Origin of the sequence: Bacteroides graminisolvens (assembly GCF_963666085.1) — a bacterium.
Taxonomy (GTDB): Bacteria; Bacteroidota; Bacteroidia; order Bacteroidales; family Bacteroidaceae; genus Bacteroides; species Bacteroides graminisolvens.
The window spans coordinates 811,942-832,278 of the sequence record NZ_OY762556.1 but is presented as its reverse complement, the minus strand read 5'-3'; the positions used below and the strand labels follow the sequence as shown (position 1 = coordinate 832,278).

Annotated in this window: 17 protein-coding genes and 2 pseudogenes; 7 read left to right on the top strand and 12 right to left on the bottom strand. The window is 39.8% G+C overall.

Annotated elements, in window-relative coordinates:
• Window positions 1-6: 6 nt before the first annotated feature.
• Genes ACKPCE_RS03385 through mraZ form a run of 11 tightly spaced genes read right to left on the bottom strand, consistent with a single transcriptional unit; the run spans window position 7 to window position 12,574 of the window.
• On the bottom strand, window positions 7-777 hold the full coding sequence (locus ACKPCE_RS03385) for a cell division protein FtsQ/DivIB (RefSeq protein ID WP_276991182.1): 771 nt from the start codon (window positions 775-777) through the stop codon (window positions 7-9).
• On the bottom strand, window positions 774-2,150 hold the full coding sequence (gene murC, locus ACKPCE_RS03380) for a UDP-N-acetylmuramate--L-alanine ligase (protein ID WP_319504198.1): 1,377 nt from the start codon (window positions 2,148-2,150) through the stop codon (window positions 774-776). The genes ACKPCE_RS03385 and murC overlap by 4 nt, the downstream gene beginning before the upstream one ends.
• 2 nt (window positions 2,151-2,152) lie before the next feature.
• Window positions 2,153-3,271 (bottom strand): undecaprenyldiphospho-muramoylpentapeptide beta-N-acetylglucosaminyltransferase, encoded by a 1,119-nt coding sequence (gene murG / locus ACKPCE_RS03375; protein ID WP_276964655.1) that lies wholly within the window; start codon window positions 3,269-3,271, stop codon window positions 2,153-2,155.
• A 14-nt stretch (window positions 3,272-3,285) separates the two neighbouring features.
• Window positions 3,286-4,563 carry an FtsW/RodA/SpoVE family cell cycle protein gene (locus ACKPCE_RS03370; RefSeq protein WP_024995386.1) on the bottom strand — a complete coding sequence of 426 codons (1,278 nt, stop codon included), beginning with the start codon at window positions 4,561-4,563 and terminating at the stop codon, window positions 3,286-3,288.
• Between the two features lie 27 nt (window positions 4,564-4,590).
• Window positions 4,591-5,922 carry a UDP-N-acetylmuramoyl-L-alanine--D-glutamate ligase gene (gene murD / locus ACKPCE_RS03365; RefSeq protein ID WP_319504197.1) on the bottom strand — a complete coding sequence of 444 codons (1,332 nt, stop codon included), beginning with the start codon at window positions 5,920-5,922 and terminating at the stop codon, window positions 4,591-4,593.
• Between the two features lie 11 nt (window positions 5,923-5,933).
• Window positions 5,934-7,202 carry a phospho-N-acetylmuramoyl-pentapeptide-transferase gene (locus tag ACKPCE_RS03360; RefSeq protein WP_024995384.1) on the bottom strand — a complete coding sequence of 423 codons (1,269 nt, stop codon included), beginning with the start codon at window positions 7,200-7,202 and terminating at the stop codon, window positions 5,934-5,936.
• Window positions 7,203-7,238: 36 nt separating this feature from the next.
• Window positions 7,239-8,693: a UDP-N-acetylmuramoyl-L-alanyl-D-glutamate--2,6-diaminopimelate ligase gene (locus ACKPCE_RS03355; RefSeq protein ID WP_319504196.1), complete on the bottom strand. Its 1,455-nt coding sequence runs from the start codon at window positions 8,691-8,693 to the stop codon at window positions 7,239-7,241.
• 20 nt (window positions 8,694-8,713) lie between these two features.
• Window positions 8,714-10,834, bottom strand: coding sequence for a PASTA domain-containing penicillin-binding protein (locus tag ACKPCE_RS03350; RefSeq protein WP_319504195.1), 2,121 nt, complete (start codon window positions 10,832-10,834; stop codon window positions 8,714-8,716).
• A 2-nt stretch (window positions 10,835-10,836) separates the two neighbouring features.
• Entirely contained in the window at window positions 10,837-11,178 is a 342-nt protein-coding gene (locus ACKPCE_RS03345) for an FtsL-like putative cell division protein (RefSeq protein WP_277638640.1), read from the bottom strand.
• 12 nt (window positions 11,179-11,190) lie between these two features.
• Window positions 11,191-12,105, bottom strand: coding sequence for a 16S rRNA (cytosine(1402)-N(4))-methyltransferase RsmH (rsmH, locus tag ACKPCE_RS03340; protein ID WP_319504194.1), 915 nt, complete (start codon window positions 12,103-12,105; stop codon window positions 11,191-11,193).
• Between the two features lie 13 nt (window positions 12,106-12,118).
• Entirely contained in the window at window positions 12,119-12,574 is a 456-nt protein-coding gene (mraZ, locus tag ACKPCE_RS03335; protein ID WP_277638642.1) for a division/cell wall cluster transcriptional repressor MraZ, read from the bottom strand.
• Between the two features lie 301 nt (window positions 12,575-12,875).
• On the opposite strand from mraZ, the gene ACKPCE_RS03330 reads away from it, so the two are divergent.
• Both ACKPCE_RS03330 and ACKPCE_RS03325 read left to right on the top strand, forming a co-directional pair.
• Window positions 12,876-13,694 carry a lyso-glycine lipid O-acyltransferase GlsA gene (locus tag ACKPCE_RS03330; RefSeq protein WP_319504193.1) on the top strand — a complete coding sequence of 273 codons (819 nt, stop codon included), beginning with the start codon at window positions 12,876-12,878 and terminating at the stop codon, window positions 13,692-13,694.
• Between the two features lie 27 nt (window positions 13,695-13,721).
• The gene (locus tag ACKPCE_RS03325) at window positions 13,722-14,717 is read left to right on the top strand and encodes a glycine N(alpha)-acyltransferase GlsB (protein ID WP_319504192.1); all 996 of its coding nucleotides are present in this window, start codon (window positions 13,722-13,724) and stop codon (window positions 14,715-14,717) included.
• A gap of 2 nt (window positions 14,718-14,719) precedes the next feature.
• On the opposite strand, the gene dgt is transcribed toward ACKPCE_RS03325, so the two are convergent.
• Complete coding sequence (gene dgt, locus ACKPCE_RS03320) at window positions 14,720-16,045, bottom strand: dGTP triphosphohydrolase (protein ID WP_319504191.1); 1,326 nt, start codon at window positions 16,043-16,045, stop codon at window positions 14,720-14,722.
• 104 nt (window positions 16,046-16,149) lie between these two features.
• On the opposite strand from dgt, the gene dut reads away from it, so the two are divergent.
• From dut to ACKPCE_RS03295, 5 genes and pseudogenes are all read left to right on the top strand, one after another.
• Window positions 16,150-16,584, top strand: a complete 435-nt coding sequence (dut, locus tag ACKPCE_RS03315) for a dUTP diphosphatase (protein WP_319504190.1) — start codon at window positions 16,150-16,152, stop codon at window positions 16,582-16,584.
• 41 nt (window positions 16,585-16,625) lie between these two features.
• A complete protein-coding gene (locus ACKPCE_RS03310; RefSeq protein ID WP_407654945.1) occupies window positions 16,626-18,431 on the top strand; it encodes a tetratricopeptide repeat protein in 1,806 nt (601 codons plus the stop codon).
• The gene (gene lolB1 / locus ACKPCE_RS03305) at window positions 18,428-19,003 is read left to right on the top strand and encodes a lipoprotein insertase outer membrane protein LolB1 (protein WP_319504189.1); all 576 of its coding nucleotides are present in this window, start codon (window positions 18,428-18,430) and stop codon (window positions 19,001-19,003) included. Before ACKPCE_RS03310 ends, lolB1 begins: the two co-directional genes overlap by 4 nt.
• A pseudogene (locus ACKPCE_RS03300) lies at window positions 19,000-19,789 on the top strand (murein hydrolase activator EnvC family protein); the annotation flags it as partial. The gene lolB1 and the pseudogene ACKPCE_RS03300, both read left to right, overlap by 4 nt.
• A 77-nt stretch (window positions 19,790-19,866) precedes the next feature.
• Window positions 19,867-20,337 (top strand): annotated as a pseudogene (locus tag ACKPCE_RS03295) (murein hydrolase activator EnvC family protein); the annotation flags it as partial.

Genomic DNA, 20,337 nt, shown 5'->3' with positions numbered 1-20,337 from the left:
ATGTTTCTATAACTTTACTTGTGGCCGGGCGGTATCCGTACTGTCTCGTTTGGTACATATTATCTGGTTATTGAACTCCAGATTGATACGAGAATATTTGTTCCACCCTACCTGATTCAATGCTTTCTCGTAAAATAATCTGAGACGAGAAAGTTTTTCCTCAAAGTTATCTATTTTTCCCAAATATACAATATGATTACCCACTCTTGGAACTAATTCTATTTCTTTTCCGGGTAATACGTTAATTTGCTCTACCTGAGCATTCCAGAAATCATTTTGCTGCAAAAATACACCAAACTTATGTAAATACCTCGTTGCGAAAGATTTTTCTACCTCTCCGGTTACAATAGCCAGATGCGCAACACATTTTGACTCGGGCGGCATGATATTGCCTTTGTTGTCAATGTAGTAATTTTCGCCATTGTTGCTCATGATTCTTAATACCGGTACACGTTGAGTAATTTCTATGCAGAGTTTGTTGCTGGGAGTTTTATAGCATTCGGCACGGTCAATGAGAGGATGCTTATTCAACTCTTTCTCCAGAGATTTGGTGTGTATACGATCCATCTTCTTGCCTACCGGATAGATGCCTTTTCGATGCATTAACGTAGCTATTTCCTGTCTGGTTATAAATCCGGCATTCACAGAATCTTTGATCGCTAATTCCATGTCACTGCATATCCTGTCTGCCGGTCTTTTGTTAAAGGCGGTTACGGCCACTACCAGATAGGCTATCAGTAGTAGCATGACAAGTGACAGAAGAATTCTTTTAATCATCGGGCTGCAAGTATTTTTTCAATAGCGGGTACGTAATTATCAATATCGCCTGCTCCAAGGGTAATCAAAACTTCAATGTGCTTGTTTTTCACAACATCGAGAATCTCTTCTTTCTTGCACAATGTTTTTTCAATCCCCGGACGGAGATGGTTGTATATCAATTCGCTGTCCACTCCGGGTATGGGAAGTTCCCTAGCCGGGTAGATGTCGAGCAGAATCACTTCATCGAGCAAAGACAAGCTGTCGGCAAATTCTTTATAAAAGTCGCGCGTGCGGCTATACAAGTGCGGCTGAAAAATAGCTGTAATCTTTCTGTCGGCATAAAGTTCTCGAATAGACATCACGCTTTGCTTGATTTCGGACGGATGGTGTGCATAGTCACTCAGGAAGACAACCTTTTCATTCTTTAGTTTGAAGTCGAATCTTCGATCAACTCCCCGGAAACTTTCCATTCCTTTTTTAATCTCTTCGGGAGTTACTCCGTTAAGATATGCCAATGCCATGGCGGCTACTCCGTTTTCAATGTTAATGCTTACGGGCACGCCTAGTTTGATATCTTTAATCGTGCAATGGGGTGCAACAAAATCAATTTGAATCTCACCATTGCCTATGCGGATGTTTTCGGCATGGAAATCGCCTTCTTCTTTTGAATAAGTGTATACCTTTACGCCTGCCTGTACCTGAGGTTTCAAACTAATTCCTTTTCGCATAATAAGACATCCGCCGGGTTGTATCAATGTAGTGTACTTCTCAAAACTTTGCAAATAAGCCTCTTCCGTTCCGTAAATGTCGAGATGGTCGGGGTCTGTAGAGGTGATAACCGACATGTAGGGTGAAAGCCAATGGAAGGAGCGATCGAATTCATCCGCTTCAATGACTGTGTAAGGACTATCTTTTGACAACAAAAGATTGGTGCCGTAGTTTTTTGAAATACCTCCCAGAAAAGCGGTGCATCCTACATGCGACTGATGCAGCAGGTGGGCTGTCATGGTTGAGGTCGTTGTTTTACCATGTGTACCCGCTACGCAAAGCCCTTTGCTTGCATGGGTGATTGTACCCAACACTTGTGCCCGCTTCTGAATGGTGTAACCGTTTTCCTTGAAATAACACAACTCAGCATGCTCGTTGGGAACAGCAGGAGTGAGAACAACCAAAGTAGCCTCTTTGTCGAGGCACATGGGTGGAATTAAATCAATGTTCTCTTCGTAATGTATGGCGGCTCCTTCAGCTATGAGTTGCTCGGTAAGTTCGCTGGGAGTGCGGTCGTATCCGGCTACGAATTTGCCTATGGATAAGAAATAGCGAACCAAGGCGCTCATACCAATGCCGCCTGCACCTACAAAATATACTGATTTGATATCTGCTAAATTCATCTTTATCTTTGTTTGTTAGTGGCTAGCTGCCATACTTCATGTGCAATGATGTTTGCCGAGTCGGGTAAAGCTAGTTTGCTAATGTTATCACTTAATTCTTTTAATAATTTTTCGTCTGTCACCGTTTGCAGTGCTTTGTCAATCAGTTCGGCGTTAGCGCTGGCGTCTTTTACATAAATTGCTGCAAGTTTGTTGACCAGAGCCATTGCATTCTTTGTTTGGTGATCTTCTGCTACGTTAGGCGAGGGTACCAGAATAACCGGTTTGCCCAGCAGGCAAAATTCAGAAATGGATCCGGCACCGGCTCTGGAGATAATAAGATCGGCTGCGGCATAAGCACTTGCCATGTCTTTGATGAAATCGGTGACATGTAAGTTCTCACTTTCACCAGCTTCTTCAACAGCTTTGCGTGCCTGGTCGATGTAAATCTTTCCTGTTTGCCAGATAAATTGTACCTCAGACGTTTTGATTTTGTCGAGGTTTCCCATAACGCATTGGTTGATGGTACGGGCACCCAGACTTCCTCCTAAAATAAGAATCGTTTTCTTGCGACTGTCGAGTCCGAATGAAGCCAGAGCATCTTCTTTGCTTACCTTATTGTTGAGAAGGGCTTGGCGTACAGGATTGCCTGTCATGATGATCTTTTCCGAAGGAAAAAACTTGTCCATCCCATCATAAGCAACACATATTTTGTGTGCTTTCTTGGCAAGAAGTTTATTGGTTACTCCCGCATACGAATTCTGTTCCTGAATCAGGGTGGGAACTCCCATCATGCCTGCTGCTTTTAACGTAGGACCGCTTGCATAACCCCCTACACCTACTGCCACGTCAGGTTTAAATTCTTTAATTATAGCTCTGGCTTTCCATTGACTTTTAGCTAGTTTTATCAGTACAGAGATATTCTTCAGTAAATGTTTTCTGTCGAAACCTGCCACTGGTAATCCGATAATCTTGTAACCAGCTTCCGGAACACGTTGCATTTCCATTCGGCCTTCAGCACCCACAAAAAGAATTTCAGCGTTGGGGTGTTGTTCCTTAACCGCATTTGCAATGGATACAGCCGGGAAAATATGTCCGCCGGTTCCTCCTCCGCTTATAATTACTTTGATTTTCTTTTCCATTTGCATTCTTATTGTTATTCTTCAAATTCAGCGTCACTGTTCAGCATTTGAGAGGTGGGCTCGGCCGCTTCTTCATCGGGTGCTACAATTTCCATCTGAATTTGATTATTCTTCTCTTTTTCTTCATCCAGTTTTGCGGTGTAACGGCTTACACTCAATATCATGCCAATGTAGGCGCAATTAATCAAGGTACTGGTTCCTCCTTTACTAATAAGCGGTAGGGGTTGTCCGGTAACGGGGAATAATCCTACGGCAACCATCATATTGAGCAAGGCCTGAGATACCAGCATCAAGGCAATGCCCATGACCAGAAAAGCCGGAAACGTTCGTTCGCACTTCTTTGCAATACGTCCGGCTCGGATGAGCAGCCAAATATAGAGCATGGTTACGAAGCCTCCTCCCAGCAAGCCTAATTCTTCTACGATAATAGCATATATGAAATCGGAGAAAGCCTGACTCAGGAAGTCACGCTGAACTGAATTTCCGGGTGCTTTACCAACTACGTTGCTGGTGGCGATGGCTATGCGGGCATGTGCTATTTGTGCGTCTTTGTCAATATCAAATTTGGCAGCCGGGACTTCTTCTTTACTTGTGAAATTGGTGATGCGACTTTTCCATGTACTGAGACGATGTAAAAAAGGTAACTCGCTATTCTCGGGTACAACAAATACCACTGCTACCATCAAGCCGGCACCTAAAGCCAATATACCAATCAATGAAAGCAGTTTTTTCATGGCTACCCGACCGATAAACATCATTAAAAAAACAACGCCAAACAACAACATGGCTGTCGACAGGTTCTCGGGTGCGATGAGAATACAAATAGCCCCTGTGATATACATGATGTACTTAAAAGCTTTCGGATTGGCTCCTTCGTCATCTTGTTTCTTTGATAGAATAAATGATACGGCAATAATCACAGCCATTTTGGCCAGTTCTGATGGTTGGAACTGAACTCCAAAGAAGGTCATCCAACGGGCAGCTCCATTTACACGGTCACCGGTCAGTACGCCCATTAAGGTAACCAATGCCAGTAAAACCAATGACAAAGGAATCAAGAATACAGGAAAAACCTGAAACCATTTATAAGGAATGTTGTGCATGAATACCACCACTACTACACCTACCATCAATATGACTGAGTGTTGCGTAATAGGTCCCCAGTGATCTCCGCTTTTATACGTAAGGGTACTGGCAGCACTAAACACTTCAATGATGGAAATGAGGCATAGACAGAGGAAAATAATCCAGATGACCTTGTCTCCTTTAAATATGTTTTTAACTAAATCCATTCATTCACCGGTTTACAAATTGCTAATTTATAATTCTAAAACGCATTTTTTAAACTGTTCTCCTCTGTCCTCGTAACTTTTGAAGAGGTCGAAGCTGGCACAACAAGGTGACAAGAGCACGGTTTCTCCTTTCTGTGCCATTTTGTAGGCTGCGTCTACTGCATCTTTCATGCTTTGTACGTCTGCTACGGGCAGGCCGAATCGATCAAAGAAAGTGTGTAGTTTTTCGTTGTGCAATCCCAAATATACTAAACCACTACATTTCTCTTTAACCAGATCTTCTATTTCAGTATAATCATTTCCTTTATCTTTTCCGCCTAATATAAGTATGGTTTTTGTAGGCATACTTTGCAAGGCATACCAACATGAATTTACATTGGTCGCTTTAGAATCATTGATAAAATCTATGCCTCTTACGCGTGCTACTTTCTCAAGTCTGTGTTCTACACCCTTGAAATCAGACAGTGCTTTGCGAATATCATCTTTGGTTATTCCGGCTAAATTGGCCGAGATTCCTGCGGCAAGGGAGTTGTATAGGTTGTGTGTGCCGGTCAACGCTAATTTCTCTTGCTCCATGTTAAAAGCGATAGGTTTGTTGATAACCACTTCATGCTGTTCAACATAGGCAACGGCTCCTTCTTCTTTAATTGCTGAAAAAGGATAAAGCTGGGCTTTGATGCCATGTTTGCTCAGTTCTTGTTTAATGATAGGATCATCATTCCAGAAAATGAAGGCATCGTCTTGCGTTTGATTTTGAGCTATCCGAAACTTAGCGTTAATATAGTTTTGCATGTTGTGATCATAACGGTCTAGGTGGTCGGGCGTTATGTTCATCAATACGGCAATGTTTGCACGGAAGTTGTACATGTCATCCAATTGGAAACTACTCAACTCAATAATATAGTAGTCGTGTTGTTCGGTTGCAACTTGCAAAGCTAAACTTTTTCCGATGTTACCGGCCAGGCCAACATTCACTCCCGCACTTTTAAAGATGTGATATATCAAACTTGTAGTAGTGGTCTTGCCGTTACTGCCGGTGATACATATCATCTTGGCATTGGTATATCTGCCGGCAAACTCTATTTCCGAAATGATAGAGGTGCCCTGTGCTTTTAACTTTTGGATTATGGGAGCTTCATTGGGTATACCCGGGCTTTTAATGATTTCGTCAGCGTTCAGAATCAACTCTTCCGTATGCTTGCCTTCTTCCCAATAAATATCATGCTTTTTGAGTAAATTCTTATACTTCTCTGATATATTCGACATGTCGGATACAAAGGTGTCGAACCCTTTTACCTTGGCCAATACTGCTGCACCGGCTCCGCTCTCGCCCGCTCCTAATACTACAATCCTTTTCATATTATTTATTCTTATCTAATCTTTAAAGTTATAATAGTGATTGCCGCCAAAACAATTGTTACAATCCAGAATCTTACTGTAATTTTGGATTCATGATACACATTGCTTGGCTTGGTGAACATGTACGTGCAATTAGGATCAAGTTGGGATAGGGTAGTCCTGAAATGATCATGTATGGGCGTACGTTTAAATATTCGTTGTCTTATTCCTTTTCTTTTTCCTATTTTGAAGAAGTTGACCTGTAGAATTACAGATAAGTTTTCTACCAGAAAAACTCCACATAAAATGGGAATGAGTAATTCCTTATGTATGATGATGGCAAATACGGCAATGATACCACCTATGGTAAGACTGCCGGTATCGCCCATGAATACTTGTGCCGGAAAGGCATTGTACCACAAGAAACCGATAAGGGCACCTATAAATGCACAGATGTATATTACCAGCTCTTCACTTCCCGGTATGTACATAATGTTGAGGTAGCTGGCATATTCAATGTGACTGGAAACGTATGCCAATATACCGAGCGTTAGTCCGATAATTGCAGAATTGCCTGCTGCCATTCCATCCATACCATCATTAAGATTGGCTCCGTTTGATACGGCTGTCACTACAAATATAGTGATGATGACAAATAGAATCCAGCCGGCTGCTTGTGCGTGTTCCCCCATAAAAGAAACCAAGTCGGCGTAATCAAGGTTGTTGCTCTTGAAAAAAGGAATAGTAGTTTGCGTGGACTTCATATTTTTTGTTGCATGAACTACTTCTATCTGCTCTCCGTTTTTTTGTATTTCAATATTTTCTTTGATAACTACATGGGGACTTAAATAAAGCGTTAGCCCTACAATTAATCCGAGACCTACCTGACCTATTATTTTAAACTTTCCGTGTAATCCTTCCTTGTCTTTTTTAAATATCTTTATGTAGTCATCGGCAAATCCTAAAGAACCTAACCACATGGTAGTGATCAGCATCAGAATCATATATATGTTGTGCAATTTGCCTAGCAACAAACAAGGAATCATGATAGCCACTATAATAATGACTCCGCCCATACTGGGGACTCCAACTTTGTTTACACCAAATGGATCTATGCTGGCATCACGCTGAACTTCTGTAATTTGCTTCTTTTTGAGTAGATTGATGAACTTATTACCAAATATACTGGAGATGAGCAGTGCCAGAATGATTGCCATTAGCGAACGGAAAGAAATGTATCCGAACATTCCCGCACCCGGCAAATCATATTTGTCTAACCATTGGAATAAATAGTATAACATAAGCGCTCTATTTTAAATGGGTTGTTTTAAATCCTTTTATTCGTTATCAAATATATCTTTTAGAACTTCTTTATCATCAAAATGGAGCTTGACTCCTTTGATTTCTTGGTAGTTCTCGTGCCCTTTACCGGCAACTAAAATGACATCTCCCTTTTGCGCCAACATACATGCGGTGCGGATGGCTTCCTTACGGTCGACAATACTTAGGGTTTTCTTTTTATCATCTGCATCCAAACCGGCCATCATATCATTGATGATATCTTGAGGCTCTTCAAAACGAGGATTGTCAGATGTAATGATGACACGATTACTGTAACGCGCAGCTTCTTTGGCCATGATGGGGCGTTTACCTTTATCACGATTTCCGCCGGCACCTACTACAGTGATAACATGACCTCTTCCGTCAAGTACGTCATGTATGGCATTCAATACATTAATCAACGCATCGGGAGTGTGTGCATAGTCAACAATTGCGGTATATTCACGAGGTGATCTTGTTGAGTCAAATCGTCCGGCTACAGGACGTAAAGTACTGAGTGCTACTAATACATCTTCTTCTTTTTTACCCAATAATACGGCGGCTCCAAATACAGCTAAAAGATTAGATGCGTTGAAGCGTCCGATGAATTGCACGGCTAGTTCCTTGTTGTTGAAATCGAGCAGCATTCCTTCAAAGTGCGACTCAATGACTCTGCCTTTAAAATCACTGAGGCTTCTCAATGAATAGGTATGTACCTGCGATTTTGTATTTTGAGTCATAACCAGCCCATTCTTATCGTCAACATTGGTCAGACTAAATGCATTCTTAGGCATGTCATCAAAGAATTTCTTTTTAGCTTTCAGGTAATTCTCAACTGTTTTGTGATAGTCGAGGTGATCGCGGGTGAGATTTGTGAAAATTCCTCCTGCAAAGGTGAGTCCGCTGATACGCTTCTGATCTATAGAATGTGAACTGACCTCCATGAAAGCATATTTGCATCCTTCATCGGCCATGCGACCGAGTAACTTATTTAAAGTTATCGGGTCGGGAGTTGTGTGTTCTGTTGGTATTGCCTCGTCTTCTATATAATTGCATACAGTTGATATAAGTCCTGTTTTATATCCGAAATATCGAAATGTATTATATAATAAGGTGGCAATAGTTGTTTTCCCATTTGTTCCAGTTACTCCCACCAGTTTTAATTTTGAGGTAGGATCCCCAAAGAATCTGGTTGCAACCTTTCCTACAGCATCTTCGCTGTCGGCAACCTGGATATAGGTTATTTTATCCGAAAGCGTTTCAGGAAGAACTTCACATAGAATAGCAACTGCCCCTTTCTCTATAGCAGTTGAGATATACGCATGACCATCTGTTTGCGTACCTTTCATAGCCATAAATAAGTCTCCAGCTTCAACTTGTCGTGAATCAATATTCACTGCTTTTATTTCAGTTTCACAAGTTCCTATAACCTGTATTATCCGAATTGGCTTAATTAATTCTCCTAATTTCATATATGCTTTCTTATTTGTTATCATTTTAATGTGAGGATGATTTTCTCGTTTTTTCGGGCTAGCGTACCTTGAGGTATGGATTGCTTGACCACTTTACCTATACCATTGAGTTGTACCTTTAATCCTTTACTTTCCAATATAAAAACAGCATCCTTGGCTCCCATACCAATAACGCTGGGGATAAACCCTTTGAGTGTATGGTTGTTTTGTAATACAATCGATTTTGCCGTTGAATAGCTGTTCCCCCATATCTGTTTTCCGGTAGTGCTGAATTCTGTTTGAGCTTGTATCTTCAAGGCGTCTAGTACACGCTTAGTCTCATTCATCTCGCCCGCTTTTACTTCAGGAATGATAATACGATTGGTGTCAATCGCATTTTTCAGGTCAAGAGCCAAGTTTTTGGCATATACCCTTTCTGCTATTTTCCCAAAGACACTACCAGCCATTAATCCTCCCGAAGCAGGAAGTCCAGGCTTTTGAATAGAAACAATGCAACTATATTTGGGCGCTTCAGAAGGGAAAAATCCGCAGAAACTGACGAGGTAATTCACTGTACCGCTTTTGTAACCGGCTACTCCTTGAGATATCTGTGCTGTACCTGTCTTTCCTGAAACATGAAATTGTTTGGATCCAGCGGGTTTTGCCAAACCTTCAGATACAACCCGCTGCAAGATTTCCCGTATTTGAGTTAAAGTGCGTGGTGAGCAGATAGAAGGGTTGATAACTTCTGTAGGATATTCTTTTATTATTTCTCCGTTTTTAGATATGGCCTTTACAAATTTAGGTCGTACCATGATACCGTTATTGGCAATAGCATTGTAAAACGTAAGAATGTTCATGGGAGGTACTTGCGTTTCATAACCAATACTCATCCATGGCAAGGTTGTTTTTGCGAAATACCTTTCTTTGGGACCTTTGATGTTTGGTTTCCCTTCTCCGGGAACTTGCAAATGCAGTGGCTCATTGATGCTCATCCTTTTTAAACCATCAACGAACTTCTGGGGATTCTTTCCATAATGTTTATCAATGAGATAGGACACTCCAATATTAGATGAAACCATTAAAATTTCAGGAACAGTAAGGTATTGATATCCTCCTCTTCTCCAGTTATGGTCTTTCATATCTCTGCCATGCATTTTCATTACGCCATTGCCCGTATCTACTCCATCTTGAGGTGTAATCATTCCATCTTCTAGAGCTACCATAATTGAAGCTGTCTTGAATGTTGAGCCGGGTTCCATCATGTCGCTGATAGCATTGTTCCTGATTTCGCGGTAAATGCCGTCTTCACATTTTGTCATGTTTACGATCGCCTTTATCTCTCCTGTTGCTACTTCCATAAGTACGGCAACACCTACGCTGGCGTTAATCTCCTTAAGTTTGTCAACAAGAGCTTTTTCACATATATCTTGCATGCTTACATCTATGCTGGCAATCACATCACAACCGTCAACGGGTGGTATGTCAACTATATTCAGGTATTTGTTCATCACTTTCTGGCGATGAGTAACTCCATCTTTACCTCTTAAGATACTATCAAAAGACAGTTCAAGACCATTTTTTGCTCCTTTTGCAGTATCTGCATATAGATCTCCCAACGTTCTTGTAGCGAGCGATCCGAAAGGTTTTTTTCTTCTGTTATATGCTTGTTCGTGGAACCCTCCTTTGTATTTATTCAAATTAAATACAGGTAATTGTTTCACCTCTTTGTATTGAATGTAAGATATCCGTTTGGGATATAAAAGGTAATTCCGACTACCTCTTTTTCTACCATTTTTGATATGAGTTTTGAATTCAGAAGCACTTTTGTCGGGGAATATTTGGTGAAGTCCTTCACATATTTCATCTATGTGATTGATAAGCATTGTGTCTTTTGTTTCTCCACCTGCTTTGAAATCCATATAAATACGATATTCAGGTAAAGAGCTGGCCATTAGTCGTCCGTCAGATGATATAATGTTACCTCTGCTTGGCTTTACTGTTACATTTTCTTTTATAAAACGATCTGCAACGTCCTGCCAATATTGTCTTTCGGCGAACATGGTAATTCCTGCCTTGATGACAATAGATACTCCGACCATGCCCATTAGCAGGATCACGAAGAAATATCGGGTCATTATATTTTTCTTATTAACAGCCATACCTAATCTTTCTTAATTACATAAGGTGGGTTTGTTGATGTTTGCAAATCACTTTGTTCTTCTGATACGTATTCTTCAATGCGTGACTGGCGACTTTTCTCCATTAATTCGGAGCTTCTTGTCAATGCATCATATTTGATGTCAATCAATTCTTTTTTAAGTTTGTCAATTTCGATTTGCTGCTGTTGACTGGCGTACCGGTTATGAATGTAGAATAAGATGAAGACCATCATTAAGATGAGAAGTTTGGTCTGACGCCTGAAAAAATCATTCGCCAAAATATCACCTCCTAAGATGCTTTTTACGGAGGGACTTCTTTTTTTATCTTCTGCTTTATCTGCCATATCCGTGTATCCTTATTTTTTTTCTGCAATTCTCAATTTTGCACTTCTTGAACGTGGATTTCTTTGTATCTCATCTTCAGCGGGAACGATCACTTTGTTATTTACGAGTTTAAAGGAATTTTGCACTTTCCCAAAGAAGTCCTGCACTATTTTTCCTTCTACATTCCCAGCTTTCATGATGTTCTTTACCATCCTATCCTCCAAAGAGTGATAGGTGATAACTACTAACCGGCCTCCCGGTTTGAGAGATTGAGTGGCTGCTTCAAGCATCTCTTTTAGTGCCTCCATCTCTTGGTTAACCTCTATTCGTAACGCCTGGAATACTTTTGCTAACTCCTTTTTCTCCCTTTCTCTGCCGAATAATGGTTTAATCAGATTCAAAAAATCATCAATGGTTTCTATGGTTTTGCTTTTACGTGCCTTTACAATTACCGAAGCTAGTTTCCTGCTGTTCTTTAGCTCACCATAAAGATAAAAAAGATCAGCAAGTTTTTCTTCGTCGTAGTTGTTGATTACTTCTGCAGCCGTAATGCCCGATCGTTTATTCATTCTCATATCAAGTGCTCCGCTGAATCGGAACGAGAAACCTCTTTCACTATCATCAAAGTGGTGAGACGAAACGCCAAGATCTGCTAATATGGCATCAACTTTGTCGATGTTATGATAACGAAGGAAGTTATGCAGGTAGCGGAAGTTACTGCGTACAAAGATAAAACGCTTGTCGCTTGGAATGTTACTTTCAGCATCCTCGTCCTGATCAAATCCCAATAAGCGACCATTTTCATCTAAGCGAGACAAGATTTCTTTAGAATGTCCACCACCTCCAAAAGTCATGTCAACATAAATGCCGCTGGGTGATATGTTCATCCCATCAACACTTTCTTTGAGAAGAACAGGTATGTGATATATATTTCCTTCGTTTGCCATTTTTGTTTATAAATTATTCGTTATTGCTTTTCATGATCTCCTCTAAAGCGGAGCTAAACGCTTCTGCCGTGAGAAAAAGATTATCCGTTTTTTCTTTTGACCAAATTTCAATTTTCGTATCTATTCCGATAAAACGTACATCGGTGGTGATATCTACAAGTTGAAGATACCTTTTAGGAATGAGGATACGTCCGTTGCTGTCGGGTATTAATATCTCGACATCGCTTACAAATTGGCGAAAAATATTTTGGTGCGCCGGATTCCACTTGTTCAATTTGGTTTTTAATTCGTTTAGTTCATCCTCCCAAACTCTTTCCGGATAGAGAACTAAGCAATCTTGGAAGACATCTTTGCGCATAATAAGTCTTTCTTCGGAAGCGGATTGTAACTGTCTTCTGAATTGTGCGGGGATGAAAAGTCGCCCTTTCGCATCCATTTTAGCCTCAATATTGCCTAAAAAACGTACCATGCACATTATTATAAATAAGCGACGGTAAAAATAGGTATTTCCCCACAATTCCCCACAATATTCCACGAATATTTTTTTAATAAGTTTTCAACAGCTTTTTTAATGGTTAAAAAGCAGGGTTGAATAGTCTGGATTACTCGCCTTTAGCTGAGATATAAATCGTAGCTTAAGTTCATTGAAATGCTAAAAATAGCTGCTTATTATGGGCCTGATGCTTTAAAAGTTAGTATTTTCTTGCCATTTATTACAATTAATTAAAAAGATGCGTTAATTTTGCGCTATTGTTTTTTATTTAAAAAGAATGGCAGAAGAGAGTTTGTTCTTGATTGATGTCGAAAAGATACTACGCGAAAAAGCGCGTAAGTACTATAAATACATACCATCCTTTGTTGTTTCTTACCTGAAGAAGATTGTTCATCAGGAAGAACTCAACGTCTTCTTATTTGAATCACGAAACAAAGTGGGAGTTGATTTTTTAGAGGCTTCATTGCAATTTCTTGATGTGAAAATTGAAATAAAAGGCGCTGAGAATTTGCCGGAGGATGGTCTCTATACATTTGTGTGTAATCATCCATTGGGAGGGCAAGATGGCGTTGCTTTAGGTTATGTCTTAGGTAAACATTATGATGGTAAAGTGAAGTATCTCGTCAACGACTTGTTGATGAATTTGCGCGGATTAGCTCCGTTGTGCATTCCCATTAACAAAACCGGAAAACAAGCCAAAGATTTCCCGCAATTGGTTGAAGCTGGTTTTAAATCAGACAATCAACTCATCATGTTTCCGGCAGGTCTGTGTTCCAGAAGACAAAATGGAATTATCAAAGATCTTGAATGGAGGAAAACTTTTGTGGCCAAAAGTGTACAGTTTCAACGAGATGTTGTACCGGTTCATTTTAATGGACGTAACTCGAATTTTTTCTATAATCTGGCCACTGTTTGCAAGGTGTTGGGCATTAAGTTTAATATCGCTATGCTATATTTGGCAGACGAAATGTTTAGAAATCGCCATAAGACTTTTACCGTTATATTTGGAAAACCAATTCCATGGCAAACGTTTGATAAGTCTAAAACGCCTGCTCAATGGGCTCAATATGTAAAAGAAATTGTTTATAAACTCTAAGAAATAAAGACACTACTGACGAAAGATATGGAAGAAATTATTAAACCTGTAAGTAAGAAGCTGCTTATAGCTGAATTAACCGACGACAAGCGCTTGCGCATGACGAACAAGAGTAATAATCAGATTTATATTATCACTCATCATGATTCGCCGAATTTAATGAGAGAAATCGGCCGTTTGCGTGAAATTGCTTTTCGTGCTGCAGGTGGGGGCTGTGGTCTGTCAATGGATATTGATGAGTACGATACCATGGAGAATGCTTATAAACAATTGATAGTTTGGAACCCAGAAGCTGAAGAGATACTTGGTGGCTATCGTTATATACGTGGTACGGATGTTGAATTTGATCAGCATGGACATCCTATTCTTGCCACTTCACATATGTTTGACTTTTCCGAGAAGTTTTTGAAAGAATATCTTCCTACTACCATTGAACTAGGGCGTTCATTTGTTACGCTAGAGTATCAGTCAACTCGTGCCGGTAGCAAAGGGCTATTTGCTTTAGATAACTTATGGGATGGTTTAGGTGCATTGACTGTGGTTATGCCTGAAGTTAAATATTTTTTTGGAAAGGTGACTATGTATCCTAGTTTTCATCGTCAGGGGCGTGATATGATTCTTTATTTTTTGAGAAAACATTTTGGAGACAAAGAAGGCTTGATAACTCCGATGAAACCTTTACAGATAGAAACAAATATGCATGAATTAGAATGCTTGTTTGACAAAGATACTTTTAAAGAAGACTATAAAATCCTCAATGCCGAGGTTCGTAAACTCGGCTACAATATTCCTCCTTTGGTTAATGCATACATGAGCTTGAGCCCAACGATGAGGATGTTCGGAACGGCCATTAATTATGGTTTTGGTGATGTAGAAGAGACTGGAATTCTTATTGCTGTAGATGAAATTCTAGAAGAAAAAAGAATGCGTCACATTCAGTCCTTTATTGAAAAAGATCCTAATGGCTGCAAACTCACCTCGGGCGCAAATAAAGTGTTTTTCAGTCCTCCCTCTGCGAAGTAAGTTTATACCGCAGGCAGACTGTTTCCATTGATTTTTCTATAAAGATCAAGAGCGAACACATCAGTCATGCCCGATATATAATCTAGAACAGCCTGCACTCTGTCAATGAGCGCAGGCGCTTTTATGTTATATTGTTCGGAAACCCTATTTATTAAAAGTTTTGAATAAGCTTTTTCAGGCTCCATTACCGCATTGATCATGAGGTCAAGTAGAGTCGTTATTACTCTGAATCCCGCTAGTTCGATGTCTAATACATCCCTGGAACGATATATTCTCTCAAATGATAATTTTGAACAATCCTTATATGCACAAGCTGGTCGTTGAGCTATTTCCTTTATTAAGGTACTATTAAACTCTCCGTTTAAAATGGCTTTTTCATTTTCGACAAAGACGTTGGTGCATTCTTTTATTAATAATCCGATAACTGAAGATCGGAGATAAGCTATCTGTTCATTGCGGTCTTTAACGATTTTGAATGTTCTCATAAGATGGTTCTGCCTTTCATCGTCAAAATAGGCCATAAGTAAGCCGATTGTTTCTTCTGTAGAAAGTATTTTGAGTTTGTGAGCATCTTCAATGTCCATCATTTGGTAGCATATGTCATCGGCGGATTCAACTAAGTAAACAAGTGGATAACGTGCATACTTCAATGGAGAAGCTTGAAGTTGATGCATACCTAATTCATTCGCTATAAGCTGAAAATCATCTTGCTCTGAAACGAAAAACCCAAATTTTTGCTTATTACCGGCTAGTCTGGAAGAATATGGGTATTTTATGATTGAGGCCAATGTAGAGTAGGTCATGGCAAAGCCACCTTTTCGTCGGCCCTCAAATTGATGAGTTAATAGGCGGAACGCATTAGCATTTCCTTCAAAGTGAATTAAGTCTTCCCATTCCTCAGGCTTTAAGAGTTCTTTTAATCGAATGCCCGGTCCTTCGGAGAAATAGGTAGAGATGGCTTTTTCACCGGAATGTCCGAAAGGTGGATTTCCCAGATCGTGAGCAAGGCATGCAGCTGATACGATCGATCCTATTTCGGGTAAAAAAGTATCACTCAATTGGGGGTTTTTGCTGATAATTGCTTTGGCAGAGTCATTTCCTAATGAGCGGCCTACACAAGATACTTCCAAACTATGTGTTAGTCGGTTGTGTACAAATACACTTCCGGGAAGAGGGAAAACCTGAGTTTTATTTTGTAACCTTCTGAAAGGAGCAGAGAAGACCAATCGGTCATAGTCTCGTTGAAATTCGCTTCTGTTCTCCTGTCTTTCCTCGTGAAATTCTTCCATCCCAAATCGTTTGGCGGAAATTAATTTCTTCCATTCCATATCTTGCGTAATAAATTAATCATTAACCGTTATTAACTGCAAATGTATGAAAAATAGCCCCAAATTACCTAATTTCGCAAATTAAAAAGTAAACAAGGATGAATATGAATATACAAGTCATCAATAAATCAAAGCATCCGTTGCCCGCGTACGCCACAGAACTTTCGGCAGGAATGGATATTCGCGCCAATTTATCAGCTTCAGTAACCCTTAAACCGCTTGAAAGATGTCTTATTTCAACGGGTTTATATATCGCTTTACCAAAAGGATATGAAGCGCAAATACGCCCTAGAAGCGGGTTGGCTATTAAAAAAGGAATCACTGTACTCAATTCGCCTGGAACGATTGATGCCGATTATCGTGGTGAAATCTGTATTATTTTGGTTAACCTTTCTGCTGAGCCGTTTGTGATTGAAGATGGTGAACGTATTGCTCAGATGGTGATAGCCCGCCACGAACAAGCTGAGTGGACTGAAGTACAAATACTAGATGAAACAGAACGTGGCAGTGGTGGATTTGGGCATACAGGCAAAGACTGATTTAACTGTTTTGCTTTTACTAAAGTAAAAAAATAATAATTATGATGTGTTTCCGAGGAAAAAGAAGTCGTGGCATGGCCGGACTGATACGAAATAGTTTTCTATCATTGAGTTGTCTGGTACTGCTCTCTTGCTTTCTTAATGCTTGTTCGTCGGCTGGGATAATTAAAGGTCGGAGATCGGAATCCCTCCCTCAAACAAGTGCGCCTTCTTTGGATATGCAGCGTAAATATAATTATTATTTTCTTGAGGCTGCCCGCCTCAAAGCAAAAGGGCAGTACGATGCCGCTTTTGATTTATATAAACATTGTTTGGCAATTCAACCAGATGCTTCTTCTGCTTTGTATGAAATATCTCAATTCTATTTGTATTTGAAACAAGTTCCTCAAGGACAAGAGGCACTTGAAAAAGCAGTAGAAAATGATCCTCAGAATTATTGGTATTCCCAAGGTTTATCAAATCTTTACCAACAGCAGGGGCAGAAAGAAAAAAACATAAATCTCCTCGAAGACATGTATCGGCGTTTCCCGGAAAGAAGAGAATCCCTGTTCAATCTGGTCGATCTTTATAATCAAACAAAAGATTATAAGAATGTCATTCATACGCTTGACAGGCTTGAGCAAATCATTGGTAAGAATGAACAGCTCAGCATGGAGAAGTTCCGCATTTATCTACAAATGGAAGATGACAAGAAAGCTTTTCAAGAAATAGAGAAGCTTGCCGAGGAATATCCCATGGACATGCGTTACCTTACTTTATTGGGTGATTTGTATCTTCAAAACGGCAAAAAGCAGGAGGCTTATAGCACTTACCAAAAAGTACTTTCCATAGAACCTGATAATGCAATGGCCATGTTTTCTTTAGCTTCCTATTATGAGCAAACGGGCCAGAAAGAACTTTATCAGCAACAGATTGATACGTTGCTGCTCAATAATCAAGTTCCTCCCGAAACCCGAGTGAATGTTATGCGGGAATTCATTGTGCAGGCAGAGCAAGAATCCAAAGACAGTACGCGTGTTATCGCTATGTTTGATCGGATGTTACGTCAATATCCCGATGATGACCAAGTACCGATGCTTTATGCTCAATATTTATTGTCTAAGGGAATGGAAAAGGAATCTATTCCGGTGCTAAAGCAGGTATTGCAAATAGACCCTACTAATACGGCTGCACGAATGACTTTGTTGGGCTCGGCTATCCGTAAAAATGATTTTCAAGATGTAATAGGTCTTTGTGAGCCTGGTATTGAAGCCAATCCGGAATCATTAGAGTTTTATTATTATTTGGGAATTGCATATTATCAGGCTGAAAGGTTAGATGATGCGCTTGCAATATATCAAAGAGCGTTGCAACATGTTACTGCTGATAGTAAGAAAGAAGTCGTATCTGACTTTTATAGTATGATGGGTGATATTTATCACTCAAAAGATAAAATGGCAGAGGCTTATGCAGCCTACGACTCTGCTTTAGTATACAACCCTTCAAATATTGGAGCATTGAATAACTATGCTTATTACTTATCTGTTGAAAGGAAGGAACTGGATAAAGCTGAAGAAATGAGTTTCAAAACAGTTAAAGCAGAGCCTAAAAATTCAACATATTTAGATACTTATGCTTGGATTCTTTTTGAGAAAGGTAACTATGCTGAAGCTCGTATTTATATTGATGAGGCTCTCAAAAACGGCGGTGAACAAAGTGATGTGATTGTTGAACATAGTGGCGATATTTATTACATGACCGGAGACGTAGAAAATGCACTTAAATTTTGGAAGAAAGCATTGGAAATGGGCAGTAAGTCGGCTACAATAAAAAAGAAAATTGAACAGAAAAAATACATAACAGAATGAAAAGATCAATTTATATATTTTGTGGCATACTTACTTTGGTAATGCTTTTTACTTCTTGCAAAAGCTCTAAACAGATTGGGATTTTACCATCGGGTGAATCATCTAAACCTTATTTGTCATCGAAAATGCAACTGACTTTTCCCTATAAAGGTGATAAAATGTCTATGGGGGGTACTATGAAAATGAAGCAAAACGAACGTATCCAGCTTTCCGTGCAGTTACCAGTTATCCGGACAGAAGTGGTACGTATTGATATAACACCGGAGGAAGTGTTGTTAGTTGATCGTATGAATAAACGTTTTGTTAAAGCGACACGTGCTGAGATGACTCCATTCTTGCCTAAAGGGAGTGATTTTGAGAAATTACAGAAACGCCTTATGGATGCTTCAAAACCGGGTGGTAAAAATGTGCTTACAGGCAAAGAAATCGGTTTGACTTCTTCAATGGCTGAAGCAAAAATCCAATTATATGATTTTTCATCCGATGAAATGAATGTTACGGCAACTGAGGTCTCTTCTAAATACGCACAAGTTGAATTCAATGATCTGATAAAACTCCTTTTTGATTTATGAGATACTTTTTAATTGCTATTATTTTATTACTTGGTACTTCAACGACTCTTTTAGCGCAATCTAACAAGCTGATTAAAGAACTTGAAAACAAGAGAGGAGCTTTGCAAAAACAGATAGCAGAGACGGAATCGTTGTTGAAGACAACCAAAAAAGATGTGGGCAGTCAGTTGAATGGATTGGCGGCCCTTTCCGGACAGATAGAAGAACGAAAACGCTATATTAATTCGATCAATAAGGATGTAGACGCCATTGGCGATGAACTCTATAAACTAGAAAGACAACTAGGCGTGTTGCGTAAAGATTTGGCTGATAAAAAGAAGAAATATGAATCATCTGTTCAATATCTTTATAAGAATAAATCTATTGAAGAGAAATTAATGTTTATTTTCTCAGCAGATAACCTGACCAAAATGTACAGAAGGTTACGTTACGTTCGTGAATATGCTACTTATCAACGTCTGCAAGGCGAAGAGATATTAAAAAAGCAAGAACAAATCAATCGAAAAAGAGCCGAACTTCAACAAGTTAAGGCTGCTAAAGAGTCACTTTTGAAAGAGCGTGAGTCTGAGAAAGCCAAATTGGAAGTTCAGGAAAAGGAGAAGCGTACTTTGGTAGCCAATTTGAAGAAAAAACAACAAGGACTTCAAAGTGAAATTCGTCGTAAAAAGACAGAGGCTAATCGTTTGAATGCGCGTATTGATCGTTTGATTGCAGAAGAAATTGAGAAAGCTCGTAAGAGAGCTGAAGAAGAAGCTCGTCGTGAAGCCGAGGCCAGAAGGAAAGCTGCAGAAGCGAAATCTACTTCCAAAGAGTCGGAAGCAAAAAAATCTGATTCCCGGAAATCTAGTTCAAGTCGTAAACGTGCTGCGGAGAAACCCATGGAATCTTATTCGATGAGTCGTGAAGATAGAGAGTTGTCAGGCAATTTTGCAAATAACAGAGGACGTTTGCCGATGCCTATTTCTGGATCATATATCATTACTAGTCATTATGGCGAATATGCTGTTGAGGGATTACGGAATGTGAAGCTTGATAACAAAGGTATTGATATTCAAGGGAGGCCTGGGGCGCAAGCTCGTGCCATCTTTGATGGTAAGGTAGCCGCGGTATTCCAGCTGAACGGACTGTTTAATGTTCTAATTCGTCACGGCAATTACATTTCGGTATATTGCAACTTGTCGTCAGCTTCTGTTAAGCAAGGCGATAATGTGAGTACCAAACAGAGCATCGGACAAGTCTTTTCTGATATGAGTGATAGCGGTCGCACGGTCTTGCACTTCCAATTAAGGCGTGAAAAGGAGAAACTTAATCCTGAACCGTGGCTGAACCGATAA

What these genes read in the sequence shown, in the direction of transcription:
- ACKPCE_RS03385 (WP_276991182.1), bottom strand. Translation starts at nt 777, where the DNA reads ATGATTAAAAGAATTCTTCTGTCACTTGTCATGCTACTACTGATAGCC.
- murC (WP_319504198.1), bottom strand. Translation starts at nt 2,150, where the DNA reads ATGAATTTAGCAGATATCAAATCAGTATATTTTGTAGGTGCAGGCGGC.
- murG (WP_276964655.1), bottom strand. Translation starts at nt 3,271, where the DNA reads ATGGAAAAGAAAATCAAAGTAATTATAAGCGGAGGAGGAACCGGCGGA.
- ACKPCE_RS03370 (WP_024995386.1), bottom strand. Translation starts at nt 4,563, where the DNA reads ATGGATTTAGTTAAAAACATATTTAAAGGAGACAAGGTCATCTGGATT.
- murD (WP_319504197.1), bottom strand. Translation starts at nt 5,922, where the DNA reads ATGAAAAGGATTGTAGTATTAGGAGCGGGCGAGAGCGGAGCCGGTGCA.
- ACKPCE_RS03360 (WP_024995384.1), bottom strand. Translation starts at nt 7,202, where the DNA reads ATGTTATACTATTTATTCCAATGGTTAGACAAATATGATTTGCCGGGT.
- ACKPCE_RS03355 (WP_319504196.1), bottom strand. Translation starts at nt 8,693, where the DNA reads ATGAAATTAGGAGAATTAATTAAGCCAATTCGGATAATACAGGTTATA.
- ACKPCE_RS03350 (WP_319504195.1), bottom strand. Translation starts at nt 10,834, where the DNA reads ATGGCTGTTAATAAGAAAAATATAATGACCCGATATTTCTTCGTGATC.
- ACKPCE_RS03345 (WP_277638640.1), bottom strand. Translation starts at nt 11,178, where the DNA reads ATGGCAGATAAAGCAGAAGATAAAAAAAGAAGTCCCTCCGTAAAAAGC.
- rsmH (WP_319504194.1), bottom strand. Translation starts at nt 12,105, where the DNA reads ATGGCAAACGAAGGAAATATATATCACATACCTGTTCTTCTCAAAGAA.
- mraZ (WP_277638642.1), bottom strand. Translation starts at nt 12,574, where the DNA reads ATGGTACGTTTTTTAGGCAATATTGAGGCTAAAATGGATGCGAAAGGG.
- ACKPCE_RS03330 (WP_319504193.1), top strand. Translation starts at nt 12,876, where the DNA reads ATGGCAGAAGAGAGTTTGTTCTTGATTGATGTCGAAAAGATACTACGC.
- ACKPCE_RS03325 (WP_319504192.1), top strand. Translation starts at nt 13,722, where the DNA reads ATGGAAGAAATTATTAAACCTGTAAGTAAGAAGCTGCTTATAGCTGAA.
- dgt (WP_319504191.1), bottom strand. Translation starts at nt 16,045, where the DNA reads ATGGAATGGAAGAAATTAATTTCCGCCAAACGATTTGGGATGGAAGAA.
- dut (WP_319504190.1), top strand. Translation starts at nt 16,150, where the DNA reads ATGAATATACAAGTCATCAATAAATCAAAGCATCCGTTGCCCGCGTAC.
- ACKPCE_RS03310 (WP_407654945.1), top strand. Translation starts at nt 16,626, where the DNA reads ATGATGTGTTTCCGAGGAAAAAGAAGTCGTGGCATGGCCGGACTGATA.
- lolB1 (WP_319504189.1), top strand. Translation starts at nt 18,428, where the DNA reads ATGAAAAGATCAATTTATATATTTTGTGGCATACTTACTTTGGTAATG.